A 24186-nucleotide genomic window follows, 5' to 3' on the forward strand; every position below is an offset into this window, starting at 1 on the left:
GGCAACTCCGCCCGCCCCACGAGCGTCATACACCTCATGACCAAACGGCCTTGGCCCACGCGCTGGTGGGCGGAACTGTTGCTCCTGGGTCTCGTCTACGGCGCCTACTCGGGCGGCCGTCTCCTCGCCCGGGGCGACGTGGACCTAGCCGTCGGCCACGGGCTCGCGATCCTGCGCGCCGAGGAATTCCTGCACGTCGACTTCGAAAGACCCCTCAACCGGCTGTTCTCGCACAGCGGCGCGCTCGGCATACCCGCCGACTTCGTCTACGCCTCCCTGCACTACCTGGTCACCCCCGCCGTGCTGCTCTGGCTCTACCACCGGCGGCCCGCGCACTACCGCACCGCCCGCACCTGGCTGGTGGCCTCCACCCTGCTCGGTCTGATCGGCTTCACCCTGCTGCCCACCTGCCCGCCCCGGCTGCTCGACGCCCCGTACGGGTTCACGGACACCATGGCCCGGTACAGCGCCTACGGCTGGTGGGGCGGCGAGGCGAGCGCCCCGCGCGGACTCGGTTCCCTGACCAACCAGTACGCGGCCATGCCGAGCCTGCACGTCGGATGGGCCCTGTGGTGCGGGCTCGTGGTGTGGCGGTACGCGCGGCGGCCGCTGGTACGGGCGCTGGGCCTGGCCTATCCCGCGCTCACCGCGGTCGTGGTGATGGGGACGGCGAACCACTACTTCCTCGACGCCGTCGCCGGGGCCGCCGTGATGGGCGCCGGCCTGGCGATCGCACGCGGCCTCGCCGCCCGCCGGACGCAGGAACCTTTCGCCGCACCTGACCGGGCGAAGGACACCGCACCCGGCCCCGCCGCGGTCCCTCCACCGGAGGCACAACCGGCCGGTTTTCACGGTACGTCCACGCTTGTCAGTGGCGGATGGGACACTTCCGCCCGTGAGCTCCTACCCGCCCGCCGCTCCTGCGCAGACGACGACACTGCGGCAGCGTCTCGCTGACCTGCGCGGCCCCGCCGTGCCGCCCCGGCCGCTCGACGCCCGCTCCCTGGCCGCGCTCGCGGCCAACCCCGGATGCGGCAGACGCGCCCTGCTCGACGGCGCAGGGGTGGACAAGGGCGCGCTCGCGGCGGCCCTGGGCACGCCCGCCGCGTTCGGCCAGTCGCAGTTCGCCATCGTCCGCGGCAACTCCTTCGAGGCCAAGGTCAAGGCCGACGGCGGGGCCGAACTGCTGCGGCTCGCGCACACCCTCCTGGGCGGGGCCGCCGAGCCCCCCGGGCCGGACGCCCGGGTGCCCGACCTGACCGCCGCCGGACCGGAGGGGCGCGCCGCCCGGACGGCGCTGGCCCTGCGCGAGGCCACCGCCGCGGGGGCGTGGACGCTGCTGGACCATCCGATGCTGGCGCTGGAGGTGGCCGGCACCCCCGCCTACCTGGAGCCCGACGCGGTCGTGGTGGACCCCGGCGGCCGGTGGAGCGTGGTGGAGATCAAGTCGTTCCCGATGATCGACGGGGCCGCCGACTCCGCGAAGGTGGGCGCCGCCGCGCGCCAGGCCGCCGTCTACGTGCTCGCCCTGGAGCGGACCGCCGGGAAGGTGCCCGGCGCCGAGGTCGGCCACCGGGTGCTGCTCGTCTGCCCCAAGGACTTCTCCAACCTGCCCACCGCCGCGCCCGTCGACGTGCGCCGCGAACGGGCGGTGACCCTGCGCCAGATGGAGCGGCTGACCCGGGTCGAGGAACTGGCCGCCGGCCTGCCGGCGGGCCTCAGCTTCGACCCGGCCCGGCCCGCCGGGGAACTCTCCGAGGCCGTCTCCGCCGTCGGCGCGGCCTACGCCCCCGAGTGCCTGGCCGCCTGCGAGCTGGCCTTCCACTGCCGCGAGCGGTCCCGCGCCGCCGGGGACCCCGCCGCCCTGGGCCGCTCCGTACGGGGGGAGCTGGGCGGGCTCGCCACCGTCGGGGCCGCCCTCGCCGCGGCCGCCTCCCCGGCCCCCGCCGACGCAGCCGCCGAAGCCGAGGACGACCCCACCGCCGCCGCGCTGCGCCGGGCGGCCCGGCTGCGCGCGGAGGCGCTGGAACTCGCCGCCGCCCGGTCCCGGCACCCCGCCCCGGAGGGCCCCGCATGCCCCTGCTGAACACCCTGGCCCGGCTGGAGGCCGTCCGCGAGGGCCGCGCCCGGCCGCTGGCGACCGTACGGCACCGCCACCTGAGCGAGCGGCCGATGGTCCTCGTACCGCTGACCACCGCCGGCGAGGCGGGGGCGCCGCTCGGCGCGATGCTGGGCACCGACCCGGACGACCCGCTGGTCCTGGTGGTCCCGCAGCCGCGCGACCGCAACCTGCGCTGGACGTTCCTGGCGGGCCTGGCGGAGCGCCTGATGCCGTACGTCGACGGGTACGCGGACGTCGTGGAGCCGGCCGAGCGCACCGAAACCGACCCGGAGACCGGCCGGAAGTCCAAGGTCGAGGCCGAACTGTGCGTGGACGCCCCGCAGATCATCGTGCCCAGCCGGGCCGGCGTGGAGTACGTCCGGCTGCTGGGCCGCTCGATGCGGTTCCGGCGCACCGCCGAGGAGGACCCGGAGAACCCGTACCCGGCGCCCGCCCGGGTGCCGCTGCTGGGCCGCTGGTTCACGCACCTCGCCGAGCGCTCCCGCGTCCCCGGCTCCTCGATGCTGCTCAGCGCCACCGAGCTGCTGGGACGGCACTGGGCCACCGGCCAGAGCAACCTGGAGGACCAGCACCTCGGATCGCTGCTGGGCTGGATAGCTCCGCCCGAGGGCACGTCGGGGGCCGAGTGGGCCCTGCGCGTGGAGCTCGGCCGCGACGGACACGGCCGGCTGCTGTTCCCGCCGGCCGGCCCGGCCACCGACCCGGCCTTCGACAACGGGCTGCTCGCCCCGGCGATCACCCGGTTCGACGCGGCCCGGGCGGCGGCGGCCGCGGACGGGCCCGGCGCCGGGGAGCGGGTACGGGAAGCCGAGCGGGCGGTCCGGGAGCTGGTCACCTCGCAGATGGAGCACACCTGGCGGCAGACCTGGGAGGCGCTCGACCTGCTGCGCGCCCTGCCGCCGGGCGAGCGCACCACGGAACGCTGGACCCGCGACCGGTGGTCCTTCACCGGCCACCGGGACCGCGTCCGGGCGGGCGAGCCCCCGCAGCCGCGCCGCGACGACGCGGTGACCGCGGCCCAGAAGCTGGCCACGCGCGAGACCGAGCAGGTCCGGCTCGACGCCCAGGAGGCGCTGGACGACCCGCTGGTGATGGCGGGCCGGCGGCTCGCGGGCGAGGCCTTCGCCGGTGAGGTCACCGAAGTGGTGATGGAGTGGACGGAGGGCAAGCGGCCCCGCCCGCGTCCGCTGGTGACGGTGGCCACCGAGGACCGGCCCCAACTGGCCGACGAGGGCGGCGGGAAGGTGTTCCGCTCGCTCGACGGGCGCCAGCAGGCCTTCGCGTTCGTGCGCCACGAGGAGGACGGGCAGCTGGTGCTGCGCGTGCTCGACAAGATGGGCACGGGCCGGGAGCCGGTGGCGGGTTCGGTGCCGGAGAAGGGCGACCGGGTGTGCTGGACGCTGTTCGAGCACGACGCGCGGGGCGGGCCCAGACTGCCCGACCCCGAGCACACCCCGTGGACGCACGGCGGACCGCCGGCCCACCTGAGCGCCCCGACGCCGCCCGATTCCGTGACCGACGAGGACCTCCTGTGACCGGCTTCGACCCGGGCGCGGCCGCCGCCGAGGCGACCGCCGCCATCCTGCGCGACACCCTGCACGGCACCGAGCGGGGCGTGGTGGTGGACTCCCCGCCCGGCGCGGGCAAGTCGACGCTCGTGGTGCGCGCGGCCCGCGAACTGGCCGCGGCCGGACGCCGCCTGATGGTGGTCGCTCAGACCAACGCGCAGGTCGACGACCTGGTGCTGCGGCTCGCCGACAAGGACCCGGAGCTGAAGGTCGGCCGGCTGCACAGCAGCGACGGTGACGCGTACGACCCCGCCCTTCGGGAGCTGCCGTCCGTCACCCTCTCCGCCAGGCCCGGGGACCTGGCGGAGCTGCCGGTGACCATCTCCACGGCCGCGAAGTGGGCGTACGTGAAGGACGCGGAGCCCTGGGAGCACGCGATCGTCGACGAGGCGTACCAGATGCGCTCCGACGCGCTGCTGGCCGTGGCCGGGCTGTTCGACCGGGCGCTGTTCGTCGGCGACCCGGGGCAGTTGGACCCGTTCAGCGTGGTGGGCGCCGAGCAGTGGGCGGGCCTGTCCTACGACCCCTCGGCGTCGGCGGTGTCCACCCTGCTGGCGCACAACCCGCAGCTGCCGCAGCACCGGCTCCCGGTGTCGTGGCGGCTGCCGGCGACGGCCGCGCCGCTGGTCTCGCGCGCCTTCTACCCGTACAGCCAGTTCCGCAGCGGTACGGGTCCGGGCGAGCGACGGCTCTCGTACGGGGTCGCGGGCGACGGTTCGGGCCCCGACCGGGTGCTGGACGAGGCCGCCGCGTCGGGCTGGGGCCTGCTGGAACTGCCCGCACGGCACACCCCGCGCACGGATCCGGAGGCGGTGGGGGCGGTGGCGCTGGTGGTCCGGCGGGCGCTGGACCGGGGTGCGGTGACCGCCGACGAGCAGTCCCCGCGGCCGTCCCCGCTGACGGCCGACCGGATCGCCGTGGGCACCGCCCACCGCGACCAGGCCGCCGCGGTCCGCACGGCCCTGGCCTCGCTGGGCGTCACCGGGGTCACCGTGGACACCGCGAACCGGCTCCAGGGCCGCGAGTACGACCTCACGGTGGTCCTGCACCCCCTGTCGGGCCGCCCCGACGCGACGGCGTTCCACCTGGAGACGGGCCGGCTGTGCGTCCTGGCCTCCCGCCACCGGCACGCCTGCGTGGTGGTGGCCCGCGCGGGCATAGCGGAGCTCCTGGACGAACACCCGTCGACGGAACCGGTCCAGCTGGGCGTCACGGTGAAGTTCCCGGACGGCTGGGAGGCGAACCACTCGGTCCTGGCCCACCTCGCCGAACACCGGGTGCGGTGGCGGCCCTGAGGGGTGTGCGACACGTCGGGTGCGGCGGCGACGTCGGGTGCGGCGGGGCCCGTCGTGACATATCGCGGGGTTCCGGTTTTCCCGGCGGGGCTCCGGCGGCGAGACTTCGGTGCGCACAGCACACCTCCACCCAACGGGAGTTCACACCATGACCCGCCTGCACGTCGTCTCCGCCGCCACCCGTCCCACCTCCAGCGGCCGCCCCCTCGCGCGCTGGATCGCCGACGAGGCCCGCGCGCACGGTGGCTTCGAGGTCACCCCGGTGGATCTGGCGGAGATCGCACTGCCCTTCCTGGACGAGCCGGAGTACGCCTCCACCGGGATATACGCCCACGCGCACACCCAGGAGTGGAGCGCGCTCGTCGACTCCGCGGACGCGTTCGTGTTCGTACTGCCGATGTACAACGGCTCCTTCACCGCCCCCTTCAAGAACGCCATCGATTTCCTCTACCGCGAGTGGCAGGGCAAGCCGGTCGGCCTGGTCAGCTACAGCGCGGGCCCCACGGGTGGCGCCCCGGCCGCCGAGATGCTGCTGCCGGTCCTGACCCGGCTCGGCATGCTGCCCGCCGAGCGCTCGGTCGCGATTCCGGGCATCAACGCGCTGCTCGGCGCCGAGGGGTTCGAGCCCACGGAGGGGCTGGCGGGCGAGCTGGCGGGCGTCTTCGAGGACGTCGCGGCCCTGGCCAAGGAGCCCGCCGCCGCCTGAACCGGCGGCACCCTTGCGCGACGCTGGACAATGGAGGGTGGCCCGGAGGATTTCGTACGCGCAGCAGGAGGACACGCATGTCAGAGCCCGAGCGGACCGAGCGGAGGCTGCGGCCGGCGCCGCTGCTCTTCGAGCCCTCGGAGGCCGCCACGGACCCGGAGCACTTCTTCGACCTGGAATCGATCGAGGACCCGCGTGAGCTGCTGGCCCGCGCCACCGAGCTGACCCTGGCCTTCCGGGCCGCGCAGGACAGAGCGGTGGAGTTCCAGGCCCTGGCGGCGGCCCAGCTGGCGGACCCGCGCCGCTTCGACCGGCTCTCGCCGCAGGCCATCGCCGAGGCGGCGGAGTGGACCGAGGACTACGCGCGCAAGATGATCGAGTTCGGCGAGGACCTCCAGCGCGGTGCCGGCCCCGACACCGCCTGAGCCCGCCCTGCACCGCCGTACAGCACCCCGCACCGTGCCCGGCGCCCCGCTTCCCGGCGGGCGCCGGGCGCGCGGCGTTCCGGGTGGCGTCGCCGCGCGCCCCCTGGCATATGCGCGGCGCAACATACTCCACCCCCGCCCGCCCTGTCCCGGTTTTCGGTAACTCCCGGGAACGGGAAGGCTACGCCCGGTAGACCTTGGCATATGACGACCCTGACGACGGCCGCAGGCTGCCCCGCACTCGAAGGCCTCGACGCGCGCACCGCGCCCGCCACCCAGGTCACCCCGCAGGGCGCCGCCTGGCTGGCCTCCGCCTCCGCCCACCCGGAGAACACCCTCGCGGCCTGGCAGGCCCGGCCCGCCGCACCGGCGGCCCTGCCCTGCGGGACCGCGTTCGACGTCGTCAACGTTCCGCTCGTGGTGGGCCGCCGGATGCTCGACCTGCTCTGGGAGCGGGGTCCCGGCTCCGGGCCCGCCGCCGTGCACCGCGGCCGGATGCTGCTCTTCGCCGCCCCCGGGACCGCGCAGCGGCTGCCGGCCCTGCTCGCCTGGGAGGAGTGGAGCCCGGCCGCGGCGGCCCCGCTCTGCCACGGCCACGGGGACGCCGTCACCGTGCCCCCGCTGTCCACCGGCCCCGGCTCCGCCTCCGGGCCGTCGCGCTGGCTGGTGGCACCCGACGCCCGGCGGCCCTGGCTCCCCGGGCCGGACTCCCTGCTCTGGGCGTTCCTGCACGCCGCCCGGCCCGGTATCGATTTTTCCTTCGGCCGGACCTGATGCTAATGTCTACCTCGTCAGCAAGCGCCGCTAGCTCAGTTGGTTAGAGCAGCTGACTCTTAATCAGCGGGTCCGGGGTTCGAGTCCCTGGCGGCGCACAGACGGAGGAAGGCCCCCGCTCAGCAGAGCGGGGGCCTTCTTCGTGTCCGCCGCCGTCAGGTCGTGATCTTCACCGTGTACGCGCCGGACTGCGTGCGGTCCGCCACCTCGATCGTGATCCGCTCGCCCGGCACCGTGAACGTCTCCCCGACCTCCAGCGGCGCGTCCGCCAGCGGCGGGTAGACCGAGCGGTCCCAGCAGGCCTCCGTGCGCGGATGCCCGTCCAGTACCTCGATCGGGCCGCCGCCGGAGGCCGCCTCGTTGCGGACCCGGTAGACCAGGACGCCCTCCGTGCAGGTGTCCCCGTCGTTGCCGGAGGAGCCCCGGGCCTCGACCGCGATCGCGCTGCCCGGACCCGTGCGGATCACCGCGAGCCTGGTCCCGCCCGTGCCGCCGCGCGGCGGGGCCTCCGAGAGCGGCTGGAGGGTGTGCAGCGAGATACCGGAGCGCACGCAGTCGACCTGGGAGGGGTCCAGCCAGCCCAGCTTCCACTTGTGCCAGCCGAACAGGTCCGGGGCCATGCCGAACTGGCTGCCCATGACGTCCCAGTCGCCGACGTAGGTGTCCCAGTCGCCCTTGCCGTCCGTGGGCCGGTGGTAGAGGTCGGGCAGGTCGAAGACGTGCCCGGTCTCGTGGGCCAGCACGTTGCGGTCGGGCGGGTGGTGCTCGAAGACGGTGACGATCCGCCGCAGCTCCACGCCGTCAGCGGTGATCGGGCGGTCGAAGTTCACGACCTTGGTGGCGTCGGAGTCCACGCCGGGGGCGTTCGGGTCGGCGACGAAGTACACGACGTCGTACCGGGAGAAGTCGACCTGCGGGTCGGCGGCGGCGACCGCGTCCCGCAGGTAGGCCGCCCGGTCCTCGGGGGCCCAGTCGCGCCGTATCCCGTAGGCGGCCGACGGCCGGGGCATCTGGACCCACCGCTCCTGCGGGTGCGGGACCAGGCGGAACCGGCCGTAGGAGGCCCGCTGGAAGAAGTCGCTCGTCGCCGGGAAGTAGTCGGAGGTCAGGTCCGCCGGGGAGACGGCCGGCCGGTGGTCGGGGAAGGAGAGGAAGACCAGCACCGCGTTGAGCTCGCGCTCGGGCTTGGGGTAGGCCCGGTTCCAGCTGTCCAGACCGAGGGAGTGGTGCGCGGCCGTGCGCGTCAGCGCGCAGGGTCCGCCGGTCCGGGAATCGGCCACCGCGGGACCCGCCACGAGCGACATCGCGGCGAGTGCCGTCAGGGAGGTGAGGGCGGCGGCCGTGCTGCGCATGCGGGAGCGGTCCACTCCCCCGGGTGTCTGCTGTGGCGGCACATCGACCTCCGGTGGTGGATTCGTACCCTCTCATCCACCTTGAGGCGATTGTCTTACTAATGCCCTGTTCCGCTGCCCCACATGAGTGAGCGGTACGGCAAGTCGGTGACCCGCCGACTTGACGCGCCCGCCTACGGAACGTCACGTCCGATCACGTGAGATCAATGACGGCACTCGCGCGCTCACAGGCGCGCAGAAACGATCACCCGGATCATGCTCGACGCTCCGTCAGCACACCGTCCGCAGGGCGTCATCATGCCGACGGGCCGCGCCCCGCACGGCGACGCCGCTGGATAGGGCCTCCCGGCAGCCTCTATGATCGGCACACTTTCCTGCACGGACACTCACGAACACTGCGGGAGCCAAGGGTGAGCGCAACCTCAGAAGGAACCGGTTCGGCGGCCGACAGCATCCGATCGACCCTTACGGAGCGTCACCCCGCGGTGCCTGCCTCGCCGCGCGACTACCGGGCCGCCTTCGACGCGGCGCACCTCGCCATGGCCCTCGTCGGCCGTGACGGCGAGGTCATCGCCGCCAACCGCGCCCTCGCCGGGCTGCTGGGCGGCGAGCCGGACGCGCTCGCCGGGCAGCGCGCCGCCGACCTGGTGGACCTGGCGGCTGAGGCCCGTACCTGGCAGGCCTACCAGGAGGTGCTGCGCGGACGCCAGGCCCGGCTGCGCTGCACGCGCCGCCTCAAACACCCCGACGGGCACTCGCTGTGGACCGAGGTCACGCTGGGGCCCGTGGCCGGCACCCCGGACGTCCTGCTGTCCGTCGCCGACATCAGCGACCGGCGCGACCTCCAGGCCCGCCTGCGCCACCTCCAGATGCACGACCCGGTGACCCGGCTGCCCAACCGGGCCCTGTTCTTCGAACGGCTCTCCGCCGCCCTGGAGTCCCCGTACGAGCAGGGCGGCACCGGCCGGATCGGACTGTGCTACCTCGACCTCGACGGGTTCAAGGCCGTCAACGACACCCTGGGCCACCGGGTCGGCGACCGGCTGCTGACCGCCGTCGCGGCCCGGCTGACGCAGTGCGCCGACCAGTCCGGGTACGGGCGCACGGGCGGGCACCTCGTGGCCCGGCTCGGCGGCGACGAGTTCGCGCTGCTGGTCGAGGACTCCACCGGCACCGAGCAGCTCGCGGACCTGGCGGGGAGCGTACTGGCCGCCGTACAGGAGCCCTTCGACCTGGCCGGGCAGCGGTTGTCGGTGTCCGCGTCGATCGGCGTGGTGGAACGGGACGCGGCCGGCACCTCGGCGACGGGGCTGATGCAGGCGGCGGACACCACCCTGTACTGGGCGAAGGCGGACGGCAAGGCCCGCTGGACCCTCTTCGACCCGGAGCGCAACGCGCACCGCATGACGCGGCAGGCGCTGTCCTCGACGCTGCGGCCGGCCGTGGAGCGGGGCGAGTTCGAGCTGGAGTACCAGCCCCTGGTGGATCTGGAGAGCGGAGCCGTGCGCGGGGTGGAGGCCCTGGTCCGCTGGAACCACCCGCAGTTCGGCACGCTCACGCCGAATCGGTTCATCGGGATCGCCGAAGAGGACGGCTCCATCGTCCAGTTGGGCCGGTGGGTGCTGGGCACGGCCTGCCGCCAGGCCCGGCGCTGGCAGATCGAACAGCCCAGCGACGCGCCGGTGTTCGTCTCGGTGAACGTGGCCGTGCGCCAGGTGTGGGACTCCGACCTGGTCGGCGACGTGGCGGAGATCCTCGCCGAGACCGGACTGGCCCCGCAGCTGCTCCAGCTGGAACTGACCGAGTCGGCCGTGATGGGCTCCGCCGGGCGGCCGCTCCAGGCCCTTCAGGCGCTGAGCGACATGGGCGTGCGGATCGCCATCGACGACTTCGGCACCGGGTACTCGAACCTGGCCTATCTGAGCCGGCTCCCGGTGTCGGTGCTGAAGCTGGACGGCTCCTTCGTACGGGGCTTCCGCTACGAGGAGGGCTCCCATCCCAACCCGGCCGACGAGACCATCGTGGAGGCCCTGGTCCAGCTCGCGCACCGGCTGGGCCTGACGGTCACCGCCGAGTGCGTGGAGACCGCCGGCCAGGCCGCCCGGCTGCGCCGCGTCGGCTGCGACACGGGCCAGGGCTGGCTCTACTCCCGCGCGGTCCCGCCCGACCGCATCGCCGAGATGATCGGCGGCCGCCCCGTGGCCGACGGCTGAGCCGTGCGCCCCGGACCGGGTGGTGCCAGACTGGAGACCGGGGTACCGCGCCACTGACGGGCGAAACGGGAGCCATCCGGGGCGATCAGTCGTGACCAGACGAGTACGGATCACTGTCGGGCATGCGGACGGCCGCGCGGACGACGAGACGGAGTCGCTGCAACGCGAGGTGGACGTCCTGCGCGAGGACCTGCTCCTGCTGGACGTGGAGCAGGTGACGCGTCAGGACGGCGGTCCGGCTCCGGACGGTACGCGCGGCGCGGCAACGGATCTGGTCAACGTCCTCCTGGTGAGCCTGCCGCCCGCGCTGCCGCTGCTGTCGAACCTGGTCGGTGTCGTCAGGGAGTGGCTCGGACGCACCGGCACCTCACGCCACGTCGTCCTGGAGATCGACGGAAACCGTCTGGAGCTGACCGGTGTCCGCAGCGAGGAGCAGCGACGCCTGACCGACCTGTGGATCGCGCGCATCTCCCGGCCGGACACCGGCGAGCCGGGGCAGGAGCAGGAGCAGGAGCAGGACTCATGACCAGGCCGGGCAGACATGCGCTGGTCGTGGTGACCAGCAGGTACGAGGACGCGGGACTGGGTGCGCTGCGGGCACCGGCGAAGGACGCGGCCGGACTCGCCGAGGTGCTCGGTGACACCTCCGTGGGCGATTTCGACGTGGAGGTGCTGACCGACCCCACCGTCCAGCGACTGCGCCTCGCGGTGGAGGACTTCTTCGCGGACAGGTCCACCAAGGACACCCTGCTGCTGCACTTCTCGTGCCACGGGGTGAAGAACGCCGCGGGCAAACTCTTCCTCGCCGCGTCCGACACCTACCGCGCCCGCCTGGCCGCGACCGCGATACCGGCCGAGTACGTGAGCACTCTGATGCTGGAGAGCCGCGCCCAGCGTGCGGTCCTCTTCCTGGACTGCTGCTACGCCGGAGCGTTCGAGAGGGGGATGCTCACCCGGGCGGGCTCCCAGGTCCAGGTCCAGGAGAGCTTCCACGACCTGGAACGCACCGGCGGCAAGCGCGGACGCGCGGTCTTCACCGCTTCCAGCGCCCTGGAGTACGCCTTCGAGGGCGACCAGCCGGTGTCCGGCGGCAAGCCGGGGGCCGGGGACGGACCGTCACTGTTCACGGGTGCCCTGGTGGAGGGCCTGCGCACCGGTGAGGCCGACCTCGACCACGACGGAGAGGTCGGCATGTCCGAGCTGGCGGACTACGTCAACGAGCGGATCCGGGAACGGACCCCGCACCAGACCCCGCAGCTGTGGCTGTTCGGCAGCCAGGGCGACCTGCCCATCGCCCACACCGGCCGGCGGCGGGCCGTCGCCGCGGACCTCCCGATCCCACTCGCCGACGCCGTCCGCTCCGACAGCCGGGAGCGGAAACTGTGGTCGGTCGAGGACCTGGGCACGCTGTTGTGCGGCGCGGACGTGGGCGTGGCGCTCGCCGCCCACGCGGCACTGTCCGAGCTCGCCGCCGATGACAGCCGCCGGGTGGCCGAGCGTGCCTCCCGCGCCCTGTCCCTGGCCTCCCCCGGGGTCGACACCCCGGCGGTGGAGGTGGGGCCGGCCGAGACGGCCGTCGTCCGGGTGACGGGCCCCCCGATCGTCCTCGCCACGCTGGAGGCCAGGACGGACCCGTGGCTGAAGGTCCGGTACCTCGACACCGGCATCGAGCTGGTGCCGGAGCCGGAGGGGCGGGGGCGGCACGAGGGGACGGTCCAGCTGCGGACCGTGACGGGCGAACTGGCGATCGCCGTGGCGACGGGAACGGAGACGGAGGCCGATCCCGAGGCCGGGACGGGGACCACCGCGGAGGCCGGGAGCGCCGAGCCGGAGACGCTGAGGAAGCCGGAGGAGCCGGAGGAGCCGGAGGAGCCGGAGGAGCCGGAGGAGCCGGAGGAGCCGGAGAAGCCGGAGGAGCCGGAGAAGCAGCAGGAGCCGGAGAAGCAGCAGGGGCCGGACGAGACGTCGCCGCCGGAGACGGCGGAGACGGCGGAGACGCGTACGGCCGCGGCGGCGCGGAAGAAGGCCGGGACCCGAGTGGCCGCGGCTTCCTCCCTCAACCCGTGGCCCTTCCCGCTCGCGGCCGTCGCGATGGTGCTGGCGCTGGCCCTGCCCTTCTACGAGAAGATCGACAAGCGCGAGTTCCCCATGTGGCTCGGGTCGCCGGCGCACTGGTACTGGCCGCTGGGAGGGGCGGGCCCGATCATGCTCGTGCTGACGCTCCTGAGCGCCGGCACCTGCGCCACGGCCGGCATCCTCGTCCTGCGCCGCTCCCCCGCCCTGCGGCGGCCGGCACTGAGCCGGTGGTGCCGGGCGCTGGCGGCGGTGTGCGTCTGCGCGATGGTGACGCTGTGGTTCGCCGCCTCCGTCGTCCGGGCCGACTTCGACGCCGGCCTGGGCTTCCCGGCCTTCGTCGTGGGCAGCCTGCTCCAGGCGTGGGGCGCCGCGCAGCTCGGGCCGGACCGGCGCGCTGCCGTCACGGGCGGGACGGACCACGCCGATGCCCGCTCGCTGCGGCCGTGCACGCTCGCGGCCGTCATCATGACCCTGGTGCTGCCGATTCCCCTGGGCTCGGGCGGCCCGGCCTGGCAGCTCACCATACTGCTGGAATGGAGGGGTGCCCGCCAGGTGGCGTGCGCCGTCATCCTGGTGAGCGCGGTCGCCAGTGTGGCGGTCGCCGTCTACGCCTGGAGCGGCCACGCGGTCGCCCGGATGCCCGGAGTGCTCTGGAGTTACAGCGCCGTGGCCCTGCTGACCCTGGGGGCGACGATCTACTTCTGGACGGTGCTCGGGGGTGAGGCCGGCTTCGGCCAGTACCTCCTCACCCTGGGCTGCGCCGTGCAGCTCTGGGCCGCGGCCGCCCTCTGGCTCGACAGACCTTCCGCCGTCCGACGCCGTTGGCCCGCGCACGGCCCCCTGGGCGCGCACTGACCGGGCCCGGACCACCGCCGCCCCCTGCCCGAGTCGGGCAGGGGGGCGGCGGGTCGCTCGGCGCGGGGTGGGGGGAGATCAGCAGGCGCCGAGGTCCTTCCAGACGCCCCACTGGCCCGTGGTGCCCGGCGTCTCGTTCTGCGTCCACCACTGGGCCTGCCACTTGTGGCCGCCGTACGAGACCTGGCTGCCGCCGGTGTAGACGGTGCCGGCGACGTAGGCCGGGACGGAGCCGCAGCCGGCCGGCGGGGTCGTCGGCGGGGTGGTCGGCGGGGTCGTGGGAGGCGTGGTGGGAGGCGTCGTCGGCGGGGTGGTCGGCGGCTGCGTGGTGCCGCCGAGGGCGTCCGAGATCTGGTTGAGCAGGGTGGTCTTGTCGTCCAGGCCGAGCAGGGAGTACATCATCGCGCCGGCCAGGCCGCGCTGCTTGCCGTAGTCGACCCGGGCCTGGACGGCCTTCTGGTTCAGGCCGGTGAAGAACTCGCCGTCCTTGTAGAAGTACGCGGCCTTGGCCTGGTCGTCCCAGAAGGTGGTCGCCGGGTTGTCGACGATCCCGCCGAGCTCCTTGTAGTTGGCGATGCCGGCCTGCTGGCTGGTGGGGCGGGCGCCGGAGGGGCCGGTGGCGGTCTGCGCGAGGCCGTTGGCCGCCCCGGCGGGGACGCCCTTCCAGCCGCGGTAGTAGAACTCGTAGCCCAGGGTCAGCTTGTTGGCGGGGAAGCCGCCGGTGATGCCGTAGGCCGGGTTGCCGTCGATCCAGGAGTCGATGGCGTTGTCGATGCTGTACTTCTGGGTGCCCGGCGCGATCGGGTCGGTCGGGTCGCCCGCCGGGGAGTACAGCGGGGACTGGTGGTACGTCGGGCCGTCGCCGTCCCAGGCGCCGTGCATGTCGTACGTCATGATGTTCGCGTAGTCGAGGTACGCGCCGATCTTGTCCGTCTCGATGTACTTGATCTTGTCCTGGCCGGCCGGGAGCGCCGCCGTCAGCAGGTACTTCTTGCCGCCGTTGGCCTGCCCGTAGGCGTCGAGCTGGTCGCGGAACTCCTTGAGCAGCAGCGTGAAGTTCTGCTTGTCCTCGGGGGCGTAGTGGTTGCCGAGGTGGCCGCCGGAGGAACCGGGGTACTCCCAGTCGATGTCGACGCCGTCGAAGATCCCGGCCGCCGCGCCGGCGCCGCCGAAGCCGCCGTCGACCGGCAGGTTGCCCTTGATGTACTGGTCGATGCAGGAGGAGACCAGCTTCTTGCGGGAGGCGTCGGTCTTGGCCGCGTCGCTGAAGTACTTGGAGTACGTCCAGCCGCCGATCGAGATGTTGATCTTCAGGTGGGGGTACTTCGCCTTCAGCTGCTTGAACTGGTTGAAGACGCCCACGATCGGCTGGTCCCACTTGTCGGCGACGCCGCTGACGCTGTCGGCCGCGCTGAAGGACTTCTGGTAATCGGCGTACGAGTCGCCCGCGCCGTCACCGGCGTTGGGGTTGTTGTCGTCGCCCGCCGCCTTGTTCGCCTCGAAACAGGTGAGGTTGGTGGGGTGGATGTTGCCGAACGAGTAGTTGATCACGTCCAGCTTGCCCGCGATGCCCCGGGTGTCGAGGTGCTTGGGGTAGAAGGCGTTGCCGTACACGCTCCACTGGTCGTAGTAGGCGATCTTCACGCCGCCGCTGCTCGCGGTGGCGGAGGCGTCGGCCGCCTGGGCGGTGCCGAGTCCCGCGAAGGTGGCCAGCGCTCCGGCTGCCAGCGCGGCCGTGGCGGCGGCCGCGATGAGGGGTTTACGGATGTGCATGAACTGCCTCCGGGGGGTGGGAGGGGGGAGCATCAGCTTCAGGTGAGAGAAGTGATAGCGATCACCCCGCGCCCCAGTCAATGGTTTGGACCAAAGAAGGACTAGACCACTGCGCGGACAAATCCGCTCGTCAGAGGGGTGAGGGCACATCAAAAACCGCCCGCCACCCCGGGTGACGAGCGGTTTAAGGCTGCCTTAGGTCATGCTCCGGCAAGGTTTCGGCAACAAACCAGCCAAACCCCGTTCTCCCGCGCTCAAGCCGGAGTCGACCCCTGGGTCGGCATCCCGTACGCATCTGCGACGAGCCCGTACGAGCGCAGCCGGGCGTCCCCGCCGTGGGCGTTGGCGGTCAGCATCAGCTCGTCCGCGCCCGTCCGCTTCACCAGGGCGTCGAGCCCCGAGCGGACCTCGTCGGGGGTGCCGTGCACGATGTTGGACAGCCAGCTGTCCACGAACTCCCGCTCCAGCGGGGTGAAGGGGTACGCGGCCGCCTCCCGCGGCGTCGGCACGAGCCCGGGGCGGCCGCTGCGCAGCCGCAGCATCGACAGCGCGCCGGTGAGCACCTGGGCGCGGGCCTCCTCCTCGGTGTCGGCGGCGAGCGCCGAGACCCCGATGAGGGCGTACGGGGCGTCCAGCACCTCGGAGGGCCGGAAGCTCTGGCGGTAGAGGTCGAGGGCGGGCAGCGTCCCGGCGGCCGAGAAGTGGTGGGCGTACGCGAAGGGCAGGCCCAGCTCGCCCGCGAGGCGGGCGCTGAAGCCGGAGGAGCCGAGCAGCCAGATCGGCGGCCGGCCGGCCGGGCCCTGCACCGGGCCGGGCACGGCGTGCACCCGGGCGTACGGGTGGCCGTCGGGGAAGTCGTCGTCGAGGAAGCGGGTCAGCTCCGCGAGCCGGCGGGGGAAGTCGTCCGCGGCCTCGTCCGGCCGTCCGGGCCCGCGCAGCGCCGCCGCCGTACGGGGGTCGGTGCCGGGCGCCCGGCCGAGCCCGAGGTCGACCCGGCCCGGGGCGAAGGCCTCCAGGGTGCCGAACTGTTCGGCCACCGCGAGCGGGGCGTGGTTGGGCAGCATGACCCCGCCGGAGCCGAGCCGGATCCGGGAGGTGTGGGCGGCGAGGTGGGCCAGGATCACGGCCGGGGAGGAACTGGCCACCCCGGGCATGGAGTGGTGCTCGGCGACCCAGTGGCGGTGGTAGCCGCGGGATTCCGCGAGCCGGGAGATCTCCACGCTGGTGCGCAGGGACGCGGCGGCGGTGCTGCCGCTGCCGACGGTGACCAGGTCGAGCACCGACAGCGGCACCGGCGCCTCGCCCCGTACGGTGCCGCGGACCGCATCCGTGCCGCCCGCGTCCCCGCCGCCCGCCCCGCCGCCCGTCCCGCGGTCCGCATCCCCGGTGTCGCTCATCGTCGCTCCCGTCCCGTTCGATTCGTCCGTACGAAGAACTCGAACCGTCGGCGCTCCCCCGGCATTCCCGGCGCGGTGGGCCAGTGGCATGCCACTGGCATATGCCAGACGAGTAGGGCCAGGCAGAGGGACCCGATCGAGCCATCAATCTGCCCAACAGGCGCTCCGGAAGGGCCTTTTGGTGGCTATCGTGAAGAGGCAAGTGGTAACGACCTGGTAGGGGGAGACCGTGGCTCTGAAGCCCGAGCCGACCGCGCCGTTCCATTCGGTGCAGTACGCCCTGCGCGTGCTCGAAACGATCTCGCGGCACACCGGCGGTGTGACCGACGCGCAGCTCGCGCGCGAGACCGGCCTGCCCGCGGCCCATCTCGCCCCGATGCTGCTGATGCTGCGGCGCGAGGGGTACGTCCTCCAGGTCTCCGACGGGGCCTACGTCATAGGCGACTCCCTGGTGCTGCTCGGCTCCGGCGTCGACCGGCAGCGGGCGCTCCAGGAGAAGCTCCAGGACACCCTGGACCGGCTGCGCGATTCGGTCGGCGCGGCCGTCTACATCAGCCGTTACGTCGACGGTGAGGTCCGCATCACACAGTTCGCGGACAGCCCCCGCACCCCGAAGGTGCACGAGTGGGTCGACTTCCGCTCGGCGGCGCACGCCAGCGCGGTCGGCAAGTGCCTGCTCACCCAGCTCGACCAGGACGGGCGGCGTGACCACCTCTCCCGTCACAAGATCGCCCGGCTCACCTCGAAGACGATCGTGAACGAGCGGATCCTCTTCTCCAGGCTGGACAGCCACCCGGCCACCGTGCCCGTGCTGGACCTGCAGGAGTACGCGGTGGGGACGGTCTGCGCGGCCGTTCCGATCACCGCCGGGGCCGCCGTGGGCTGCCTGGCCCTGTCGATGCCGGTCGAGCACGCCCACCGGCTGCGGGCCGCCGCCGACGCCCTGAACCGGAAAGCCGCGCCGCTGCTGCTGTCGCTCGCACTGTGAGGACGGGCGGAAAAGCCCGGGAAAGCACTTCGGGCGGTTCCCGGTGAGACCGGAAACCGCCCGAAGTTCAGGTGCGCCGCCAGGGACTCGAACCCCGGACCCGCTGATTAAGAGTCAGCTGCTCTAACCAACTGAGCTAGCGGCGCCTGCTGACAGAGAAAATACTACCTGCTCCCGGGGGGTGCTCCAAACCATCACCCCCGGTCCAGCAGCTCCCGGCGCCCCCGGTCCTCGTACGCCGCCAGCAGCGTGGCCAGGGACTCCGCGTCGAGCGGGCGGTAGCCGGCGCCGGTGCGGTGCCAGACGGGGGCGGGCCGGGAGGCGTCCACGGGCGGGGGCAGGAAGCCGGCCCGGCGCAGGGCGACCCGGTGGATCTTGTTCGTGGCGGTGACGGGCAGGGCGTCGAGGACCCGCAGGTAGCGCGGGGCCATCTTCGTGCCGAGGTCCGGCTGGGCGGCGAGGAAGGCCGCGAAGGCGTCCGGGTCGAAGGAGGTCCCCTCGCGCAGCGCCAGGGCGGCCATGACCTGGTCCCCGGCGACCTCGTCCGGGACGGCGTACACGGCGACGGCAGCCGCCGCGTCCCAGCGGGCCAGGATGCTCTCGATCACCGCGGCGGCCAGGTTCTCGCTGTCGACCCGCAGCCGGTCGTCGGTGCGGCCGGCGAAGTAGAGGAAGCCGTCGGGGTCCCGGAAGAAGAGGTCGCCGGTCCAGTACCAGCCCTCGCGGGTGCGGGCGGCCTCGGCGGCCGGATTGCGCCAGTAGCCCTCGAAGAGGCTGCGGCCGCGGTTGACCAGTTCGCCGATGGCCTCGGCGCCGTTGGTCAGACGGCCGTAGGCGTCGAGGACGGCCGCGGGGCATTCGAGGCCGGTCTCCGGGTCGATCACGGCGAGGTCGTCCCCGGCGGCGGCCCGGCCGAGCGCGCCCTGCGGGGTGTCCGGGGTCCGCTGGACGGAGGCGCCGCCCTCGGTGGCCCCGTAGCCCTCCACCAGGCGGACCCCGAAGCGTTCGGCGAAGCGCGCCGCGTCCACCGCTCCGGCCTCGGTGCCGAAGCCGAGGCGCAGGGGGTGCGCGCGGTCGTCGGGGCGGGGGGCGGTGGCCAGGAGGTACTGGACGGCCCGGCCGACGTAGGTGAAGTAGGTGGCCCCGTAGGCGCGGACGTCGTCCAGGAAGGCGGAGGCCGAGAAGCGGGGGCGCAGGGCGACGGCGGCCCCGCCGCAGAGGGCGGGGAGCCAGTCGGCGATGACGGCGTTGCCGTGGAAGAGCGGCATGCAGACGTAGTGGACGTCGTCCGGGCCCACCCGGAAGGCGCGGGCCAGGGAGTGGCCGGCGGCGGCGAGCCGGCCCTGGCTGCATATCGCGGCCTTGGGGGCTCCGGTGGATCCGGAGGTGAAGTAGAGGAGCAGCCGGCTGCCGGGACCGGGCGGGCGGACGGTCGCCTCGCCGGGCCCGGCGTCCGCGTACGGGGCGAGCAGGGCGGCGTAGGACTCGGTGCCGGTGACCAGGATCCGTACGCCGGGCAGGTCGAGGCCGCGCAGCAGTGGCAGGTGGGCGGGCTCGGTGACCAGGATCCGGCAGTCGGTGTGCAGGATGTCGCGGGCCAGCTCCGGGCCGCGCCGGGTGGGGTTGATCCCGGCGACGGCGGCCCCGGCGAGGGCCGCCGCACCGAGCCAGAAGGGGAACTCGGGGGTGTTGTCGAGCAGCACCCCCACGTGCGGCTCCGCCCCCGGCGGCAGCAGGTCGACGAGGAGCGCGGCGCGGGCGGCGGCCTCCCGGGCGGTCCGGTGGCGGCTGAGGACGGCGGGCGGGACGCCGTGGGCCGCGTCGGCCCCGTACATCAGCCCGGCCCGGGGGTCGCCCCAGTGGCGCGCGATGAGCTCCGCGATGGTCTCGGGCGCCTCGGCATCGGGAGCAGTCGTCGTCCGCATGTCGCCGGAGGTTAGCTGACGTTACGTCAGAACTGAACGTCGGAGCAGGAGTAGAAGGCCATCGGGGTGTCATTGACGGTCCAGACGGCGAGGATCATGTGCCGTCCGCTCTTGCCGGCGGGCATGGTGCCGCGGTGGATGGTCGTCATGTCCGGGCGGCCGCCGTTGTAGGGCACGACGAGGAAGGGCTGGGGGTCGAGCGAGGCCCGGGTCAGCGGCTTGGTGGGGTCCCAGCCGTTCTTGGTGACGTAGTACTTGAAGTCGGTCGTGGAGTGGTTCGCGGTGAACTGCCAGCGGAAGTCGAAGCTCTGGCCGGAGGTGACGCCGGTGGCGGGCCACTTGCCCCCGCGCGGGTCGTCGAGCTGCGCGAACTCGCTGTGGCCGCCGGAACATATCTGGCCGTCGGCCGGGCCGGCCGCCGGGAAGCCCTTGTAGCCCTCGACGCTCTGGGGCTCCCACTGGATGGGGCCGCAGTCCGCGACGGTCTTGTTGGCGCAGAGCTTCTGGCGGCTGATGGGGGTGTCGGTGTAGCCGTGGCCGCTGGCGGAGGGGGCGCTCAGCAGGGTGACGGCGGCGAGCAGGCCGACGCCGAGGGCGGCGGCGCCGGCCCGGCCGGGCCGTGCGGGCATGCGGAAGGAACGCATGGTGCTCCTTGGACGTGGGGGGGGCGGGAAGGGGAGCCGTGCGCGCGCGTGGGGATGACTCCAGGTCTAGACCAAGTCCCACAGTATTGACGGGAGTTGGCCATGTCTATACCAATGAGAAAACGGGTGGTCCGGTCACAACCGGCCACCCGTTTGCCCGTCACGCGTGTTACTGGTCACCACGCCCGGTGTAGAAGGCGACGGTGAGGTCCTTCACCAGAGCCTTGCGCTCGTAGTCGTCGAGCTCGACGATCCCGCGCGAGGTGAGGCGGTGGACGGTGTCGTCCACCGCGTCGACCACCGCGGTCAGGACGGCGTCCCGGTGCTTGGCGTCGATCGCGGCGACCCGGCGTCGGCGCATCGCCTCCGCGACCTCCGGGGCGTACTCGATCCGGGTGGGCTGTGCCGAGAACACCTCGATCCCGACGGCCTCCGTCTCGGCCGCCAGCATCCGGGTCAGCGCGTCGCCGACGGCCTCGGCGTCGCGCAGGGTCGGGGCGTCCTCGTGGAAGGCGTCGGCGGGGAGCTGGGACAGCACCCGGGCCATGGCCGACTCGACCTGCTCGGCGAGGTAGTCGGTGTGGTCCTCGACGGCGAGGGTCGCCCGGGCGGTGTCCTTGACCTGCCAGACGACCTGGACGACCACCTGGAGGGCGAGGCCGCCGGAGTCGACGGCCGGCATGGGCTCGCTGCGCCAGTGCCGCAGGCGCACGTCGATCCGCTGGCGCAGCAGGAGCGGGCTGATCCAGGTCAGGCCGGTACGGCGGACCGTGCCGCGGTAGCGCCCGAAGAGGGTGAGCACCCAGGCGTGGCCGGCCCGGGCGCGGCCGAGGCCGCCGAGTGCGAGGAGGGCGACGATCCCGAGGAGGGCGAGCGGGGGCCAGTGCGCGGCGTGCAGTCCGCGGTAGGCGCGGGGGGCCGCGCCGAACGCGGCCACCAGGGGGGCGGGGACGACCCCGGCCCGCCAGAGCACGGCCGTGCAGCCGGAGAGGGCGAGGCCGCCGATGATCACGGCGATCCAGCCGGGCAGCACGGGGCCGCGGTGCTCGCGGAGCCGGTCGTCGCCGCGGGGGACGCGGCGCCCGGCGGGGGGCCGCGCGGCCGGGCGGCGGGCCGCCGGGCGGAGGTCCCGCGGGGGCTCGGGGGGACGGTGGTGCGCGCGGAAGGGGAGGTGGACGGGGACGTCGGTGACGGCGGTGCCGTGCGGGGGGCGCAGGAGGGGGATGTCCAGCGTGTCCCCCTCCCCTCTCGCGCCCCGGGCGCCCTGGGTCGCGTCCATGCCGCGGGCTACGGCCTGGGCGACGATCTCGGCCACGCCGGGGCCGGGAACGCCGGTTCCCTGCGGGGCGGGGTGCGGGATCCCGGGCTCGGGCTCCTTCGCCGTCGCCGTCGCGGCCGCGGTCTCGGTTTCGGGCTCGGTCTCGGTTTCGGGCTCGGTCTCGGTGTCCGCCTCGGCGCGGGCCGCCGGTACGTCGCCCCGCGCGGGCGGCCACCCGGCGTCGACCCACCGGCCCTGCCGGGGGGCGGACCCGTCGGCGTGCCCCGCCGGGACGGGGTACCGCTCCGGGTCGGCCGGGTGGACCGCGTACGGCTCCGCCACCGGGTCGGCCGCCCGGACGGGGCGGACCGCCGCCACGGCTTCCGGTTCCGCCGGTTGCGCGGCCGGGAGCGCGGGCTCGGCGTCGGCCGGGCGCACGGCCCGTACGGGGTGCGGCTCTTCCGGGCCGGCCGGGCGTCCCACCACCGGCTCGGTACCGGCGACCCGGGCGGAGGGCGGGTCCGCGGGGTGGGTGTGGCGGCCCGCCGGTACGGCCACGGGCCCCGACGGGGGCGCGGTCCTGTGCGCCGAGGCCGCGTCGGCCGGTCGGGCGGACCACGCGGGGTACGGCTCCTGGGCCCCGGCCGGACCGGCCGACGCCACCAGCCCGGAATCGGCCGCCAGGGCGGCGCCGGACGGCCCGACGGGCTCCGGCCGCTCCGGGTGCCCGGCCCGGAACGCCGGCTCGGGGGCGGAGGGGAACGCCGGCCGGGCGGAGTGCGGCTCCTCCGGCCCCGCCGGGCGGCCCACCACCACGGCCTCGGGGGTGACCCACCGGCCGGGGTGCCCCGCCGCCACCGGTTCGGGGCCGGGGGCGGGGGACGGGTCGGCCTCCCGGGGGGAGCGGGCCGCACCGGCGGCGGCCGGGACGGGGTGGGCGGCCGGGGGCGTCGGCTCCGGCCCGCCGGCCGCCGGGGCCGGGTAGGCCGCCGAGGCCGGGTAGGCCGCCGAGGCCGGGTAGGCCGCCGAGGCCGGGTAGGCCGCCGAGGCCGGGTAGGGAACCTGGGCCGGGTGGGCCGTCAGATCCGGACGGCTGGCCGGGCCCTGGTGGAACTCCGCTGCCGGGTAGGCGACCTGGGCCGGGTGGGCCGCCGGGTCCGGGCGGCCGGCCGGGTCCGGGCCCTGGTGAGCCGCCGGGGCCGCGTAGGCGGCCGGGCCCGGGTGAGCCGTCGGGTCCGGGTCGGCCGTCGGGGTTGGCCCGAGGGGCGGCTCGGGGGTGGGCGGGTGCGCCGGGCCCGCAGGCCGCGGGCCCGGCGTCGGCTCGGGGCCGACGGCGCGCTGCTGCTCCACGCCCGGGGTCGTGCCCCAGGTCCGGTGGGTGGCGGCAACGGGCGTGGGGCGGCGCGACGAGGGGTGGAAGGTGCCCGTCGTGAACGTGGTGCGCGTGGGGTACATCGTTGCCTCCGTCATGCGAACAGCCGGCGCCAGGTTTCCGGGCCCGGGTAGCCGTTGGCCGAGGCGCCGCGCCAGCCCTGGGCGCGCTGGAAGGCCTCGACGCTGCGGCGGTCGGCCTCGCTCCAGCGGGGCCCGGGGCCGGACGTGTAGTACTTGCCGAAGCCCTTCTCCCTCAGCCGGCGGCCCAGGGCGGTGATCGCCGCATGGGACTGCCCCGGCCGGAAGAACGCGGCCCCCGGGTACGCGGGCACCCCGGCGGGACCCGGACTGCCGGCCCGCGTGGGCGGGATGTCCTTGCCCTGGCTCTGCACCAGCAGCCGCCAGGTGTGCTCGCCCGGGATGCCGTCGGCGTCGGCGCCCTTCCAGCCCTGCGCCTGCTGGAAGGCCTGGGTGGCCAGCCGGTCGGCATCGCTCCACTTGGTGTGGGCGCCCTTGGGGTAGAAGCGCAGGGCGCCGCGCCCGATCAGCATCTTGCCGAGTTCGGCCACGTACGGGTTGTCGGCCCCGGGCCCGAACTTCGCGACGCCCGGAAAGGCGGTCGCGGCCGGCTGGATGGGGGCGGGCGCGGGCTCCTCCGGGCCGACGCCGCCGGTCACGCCGTTGAACCGGTACGGGAGGTACTTCTCGGCGTTGGTCCAGTACCCGTACGGCGTGGGCTGCTTCCGCGTCGTCGGGGGGGTCTGCTCGTAGGCGACGTAGTGCGTGCGCGTCTCGTCGACCCAGCCGCCGAAGAGGACCACGTGCGAGCCCTTGTTCGGGTCCGCCGGGTTGTGGAAGAGCAGCATGTCCCCCGGCAGCAGCTCCTCCTTCGTGATCCGGGTGGCGAAGGTGTCGAGGCTGCCGGTCCACTCGTTCGTACCCAGGTTCCAGGCCATGGAGACGTAGCCCGAGCAGTCCTGCCGGTAGCCGTCCGTCCAGTACTCGGACATGCTGTAGGGGACCTTGGCCTCCAGCCACAGCTTCGCCCGGTTGATGATCGTCGTGCGGTCGATGCGCCGTACGAGGGCGGGAGCGCCGGGCCGGCCGGCGGGGTGTCCGGCCGCGGGACGTCCGTGCAGCGGGGCCCGGCCGCCCTGCGGGGTGTCCGACCCGTCCCGCGCCACCGGCCCGGGGCCGGGCACCGGCTTGGCCGCGGCCAGTGCGGCCGACCCACCACCGCCGAGGACCACGCCGGCGGCGGTGGCCAGCACCAGCGCCCGGCGGGCTCCGCGTACGGCGGGGTGGCCGCCGTCGCGCCGCCCTATGGCCCGCCCGCGCGCGAGGGCGCGGCGCCGCTGCGCGCACCCCAGGCACGCGCAGTCGCCCGCGGGCTCGTACTCCTCGAACGCCGGCGCCGGCATCGCCGTCGGCATCGGCACAT

Annotated in this window: 17 protein-coding genes, 2 tRNA genes and 1 pseudogene; 12 read left to right on the forward strand and 8 right to left on the reverse strand. The window is 74.4% G+C overall.

Annotated elements, in window-relative coordinates; translation table 11 throughout:
- Positions 1-36 precede the first annotated feature (36 nt).
- The 8 genes and pseudogenes from ACZ5D2_RS13195 (at position 37) to ACZ5D2_RS13230 (ending at position 6988) form a co-directional block, all read left to right on the forward strand.
- A complete protein-coding gene (locus ACZ5D2_RS13195) occupies positions 37-957 on the forward strand; it encodes a phosphatase PAP2 family protein (RefSeq protein WP_371678426.1) in 921 nt (306 codons plus the stop codon).
- Complete coding sequence (locus ACZ5D2_RS13200; protein WP_468929001.1) at positions 896-2086, forward strand: hypothetical protein; 1191 nt, start codon at positions 896-898, stop codon at positions 2084-2086. Before ACZ5D2_RS13195 ends, ACZ5D2_RS13200 begins: the two co-directional genes overlap by 62 nt.
- Positions 2074-3657, forward strand: coding sequence for a hypothetical protein (locus tag ACZ5D2_RS13205; protein ID WP_371678424.1), 1584 nt, complete (start codon positions 2074-2076; stop codon positions 3655-3657). Before ACZ5D2_RS13200 ends, ACZ5D2_RS13205 begins: the two co-directional genes overlap by 13 nt.
- On the forward strand, positions 3654-4985 hold the full coding sequence (locus ACZ5D2_RS13210) for an AAA domain-containing protein (RefSeq protein ID WP_371678423.1): 1332 nt from the start codon (positions 3654-3656) through the stop codon (positions 4983-4985). Before ACZ5D2_RS13205 ends, ACZ5D2_RS13210 begins: the two co-directional genes overlap by 4 nt.
- A 148-nt stretch (positions 4986-5133) precedes the next feature.
- A complete protein-coding gene (locus ACZ5D2_RS13215) occupies positions 5134-5691 on the forward strand; it encodes an NADPH-dependent FMN reductase (RefSeq protein ID WP_371678422.1) in 558 nt (185 codons plus the stop codon).
- 77 nt (positions 5692-5768) lie between these two features.
- Complete coding sequence (locus tag ACZ5D2_RS13220; RefSeq protein ID WP_266839198.1) at positions 5769-6116, forward strand: hypothetical protein; 348 nt, start codon at positions 5769-5771, stop codon at positions 6114-6116.
- Between the two features lie 204 nt (positions 6117-6320).
- Positions 6321-6924 (forward strand): annotated as a pseudogene (locus ACZ5D2_RS13225) (bifunctional DNA primase/polymerase).
- Positions 6915-6988 (forward strand) — tRNA-Lys (locus ACZ5D2_RS13230). Before ACZ5D2_RS13225 ends, ACZ5D2_RS13230 begins: the two are co-directional and overlap by 10 nt.
- Positions 6989-7045: 57 nt before the next feature.
- On the opposite strand, the gene ACZ5D2_RS13235 is transcribed toward ACZ5D2_RS13230, so the two are convergent.
- Positions 7046-8284 (reverse strand): M6 family metalloprotease domain-containing protein, encoded by a 1239-nt coding sequence (locus tag ACZ5D2_RS13235; protein WP_468929003.1) that lies wholly within the window; start codon positions 8282-8284, stop codon positions 7046-7048.
- A 368-nt stretch (positions 8285-8652) separates the two neighbouring features.
- Here ACZ5D2_RS13235 and ACZ5D2_RS13240 point away from each other — a divergent pair, with 368 nt between their 5' ends.
- The 3 genes from ACZ5D2_RS13240 (at position 8653) to ACZ5D2_RS13250 (ending at position 13386) form a co-directional block, all read left to right on the forward strand.
- Complete coding sequence (locus tag ACZ5D2_RS13240; RefSeq protein ID WP_371678420.1) at positions 8653-10455, forward strand: putative bifunctional diguanylate cyclase/phosphodiesterase; 1803 nt, start codon at positions 8653-8655, stop codon at positions 10453-10455.
- A gap of 91 nt (positions 10456-10546) precedes the next feature.
- Positions 10547-10981, forward strand: a complete 435-nt coding sequence (locus tag ACZ5D2_RS13245) for an effector-associated constant component EACC1 (RefSeq protein ID WP_468929005.1) — start codon at positions 10547-10549, stop codon at positions 10979-10981.
- Positions 10978-13386, forward strand: coding sequence for a caspase family protein (locus ACZ5D2_RS13250; RefSeq protein ID WP_468929007.1), 2409 nt, complete (start codon positions 10978-10980; stop codon positions 13384-13386). The genes ACZ5D2_RS13245 and ACZ5D2_RS13250 overlap by 4 nt, the downstream gene beginning before the upstream one ends.
- A gap of 78 nt (positions 13387-13464) precedes the next feature.
- Here ACZ5D2_RS13250 and ACZ5D2_RS13255 read toward each other — a convergent pair whose 3' ends face one another.
- Positions 13465-15159, reverse strand: a complete 1695-nt coding sequence (locus tag ACZ5D2_RS13255; protein WP_468929009.1) for a glycosyl hydrolase family 18 protein — start codon at positions 15157-15159, stop codon at positions 13465-13467.
- 254 nt (positions 15160-15413) lie between these two features.
- Entirely contained in the window at positions 15414-16556 is a 1143-nt protein-coding gene (locus ACZ5D2_RS13260) for an LLM class flavin-dependent oxidoreductase (RefSeq protein ID WP_468929011.1), read from the reverse strand.
- Positions 16557-16785: 229 nt separating this feature from the next.
- Between ACZ5D2_RS13260 and ACZ5D2_RS13265 the strand changes: the two genes are divergently transcribed.
- Positions 16786-17544: an IclR family transcriptional regulator gene (locus ACZ5D2_RS13265; protein ID WP_371678415.1), complete on the forward strand. Its 759-nt coding sequence runs from the start codon at positions 16786-16788 to the stop codon at positions 17542-17544.
- 72 nt (positions 17545-17616) lie between these two features.
- Here ACZ5D2_RS13265 and ACZ5D2_RS13270 read toward each other — a convergent pair.
- The 5 genes from ACZ5D2_RS13270 to ACZ5D2_RS13290 all read right to left on the reverse strand — a co-directional run bounded on the left by ACZ5D2_RS13270 (position 17617) and on the right by ACZ5D2_RS13290 (position 24166).
- Positions 17617-17690, reverse strand: a tRNA-Lys gene (locus ACZ5D2_RS13270).
- 48 nt (positions 17691-17738) lie between these two features.
- Positions 17739-19469 (reverse strand): AMP-binding protein, encoded by a 1731-nt coding sequence (locus ACZ5D2_RS13275; protein ID WP_371678414.1) that lies wholly within the window; start codon positions 19467-19469, stop codon positions 17739-17741.
- Between the two features lie 26 nt (positions 19470-19495).
- Positions 19496-20113, reverse strand: coding sequence for a lytic polysaccharide monooxygenase auxiliary activity family 9 protein (locus ACZ5D2_RS13280; protein ID WP_345189315.1), 618 nt, complete (start codon positions 20111-20113; stop codon positions 19496-19498).
- A 169-nt stretch (positions 20114-20282) separates the two neighbouring features.
- Positions 20283-22826 (reverse strand): SPFH domain-containing protein, encoded by a 2544-nt coding sequence (locus ACZ5D2_RS13285; protein WP_468929014.1) that lies wholly within the window; start codon positions 22824-22826, stop codon positions 20283-20285.
- A gap of 11 nt (positions 22827-22837) precedes the next feature.
- A complete protein-coding gene (locus ACZ5D2_RS13290; protein WP_371681264.1) occupies positions 22838-24166 on the reverse strand; it encodes a peptidoglycan-binding protein in 1329 nt (442 codons plus the stop codon).
- Positions 24167-24186 lie beyond the last annotated feature (20 nt).

It is taken from the genome of Streptomyces sp. NPDC031479 (genome assembly GCF_055581065.1).

Excerpts from the sequence above, each read along its gene's own strand:
- ACZ5D2_RS13280 (WP_345189315.1), bottom strand. The coding sequence starts at position 20,113 with ATGCGTTCCTTCCGCATGCCCGCACGGCCCGGCCGGGCCGGCGCCGCC.
- ACZ5D2_RS13255 (WP_468929009.1), bottom strand. The coding sequence starts at position 15,159 with ATGCACATCCGTAAACCCCTCATCGCGGCCGCCGCCACGGCCGCGCTG.
- ACZ5D2_RS13290 (WP_371681264.1), bottom strand. The coding sequence starts at position 24,166 with ATGCCGGCGCCGGCGTTCGAGGAGTACGAGCCCGCGGGCGACTGCGCG.
- ACZ5D2_RS13195 (WP_371678426.1), top strand. The coding sequence starts at position 37 with ATGACCAAACGGCCTTGGCCCACGCGCTGGTGGGCGGAACTGTTGCTC.
- ACZ5D2_RS13275 (WP_371678414.1), bottom strand. The coding sequence starts at position 19,469 with ATGCGGACGACGACTGCTCCCGATGCCGAGGCGCCCGAGACCATCGCG.
- ACZ5D2_RS13220 (WP_266839198.1), top strand. The coding sequence starts at position 5,769 with ATGTCAGAGCCCGAGCGGACCGAGCGGAGGCTGCGGCCGGCGCCGCTG.
- ACZ5D2_RS13205 (WP_371678424.1), top strand. The coding sequence starts at position 2,074 with ATGCCCCTGCTGAACACCCTGGCCCGGCTGGAGGCCGTCCGCGAGGGC.
- ACZ5D2_RS13260 (WP_468929011.1), bottom strand. The coding sequence starts at position 16,556 with ATGAGCGACACCGGGGATGCGGACCGCGGGACGGGCGGCGGGGCGGGC.
- ACZ5D2_RS13250 (WP_468929007.1), top strand. The coding sequence starts at position 10,978 with ATGACCAGGCCGGGCAGACATGCGCTGGTCGTGGTGACCAGCAGGTAC.
- ACZ5D2_RS13285 (WP_468929014.1), bottom strand. The coding sequence starts at position 22,826 with ATGTACCCCACGCGCACCACGTTCACGACGGGCACCTTCCACCCCTCG.
- ACZ5D2_RS13215 (WP_371678422.1), top strand. The coding sequence starts at position 5,134 with ATGACCCGCCTGCACGTCGTCTCCGCCGCCACCCGTCCCACCTCCAGC.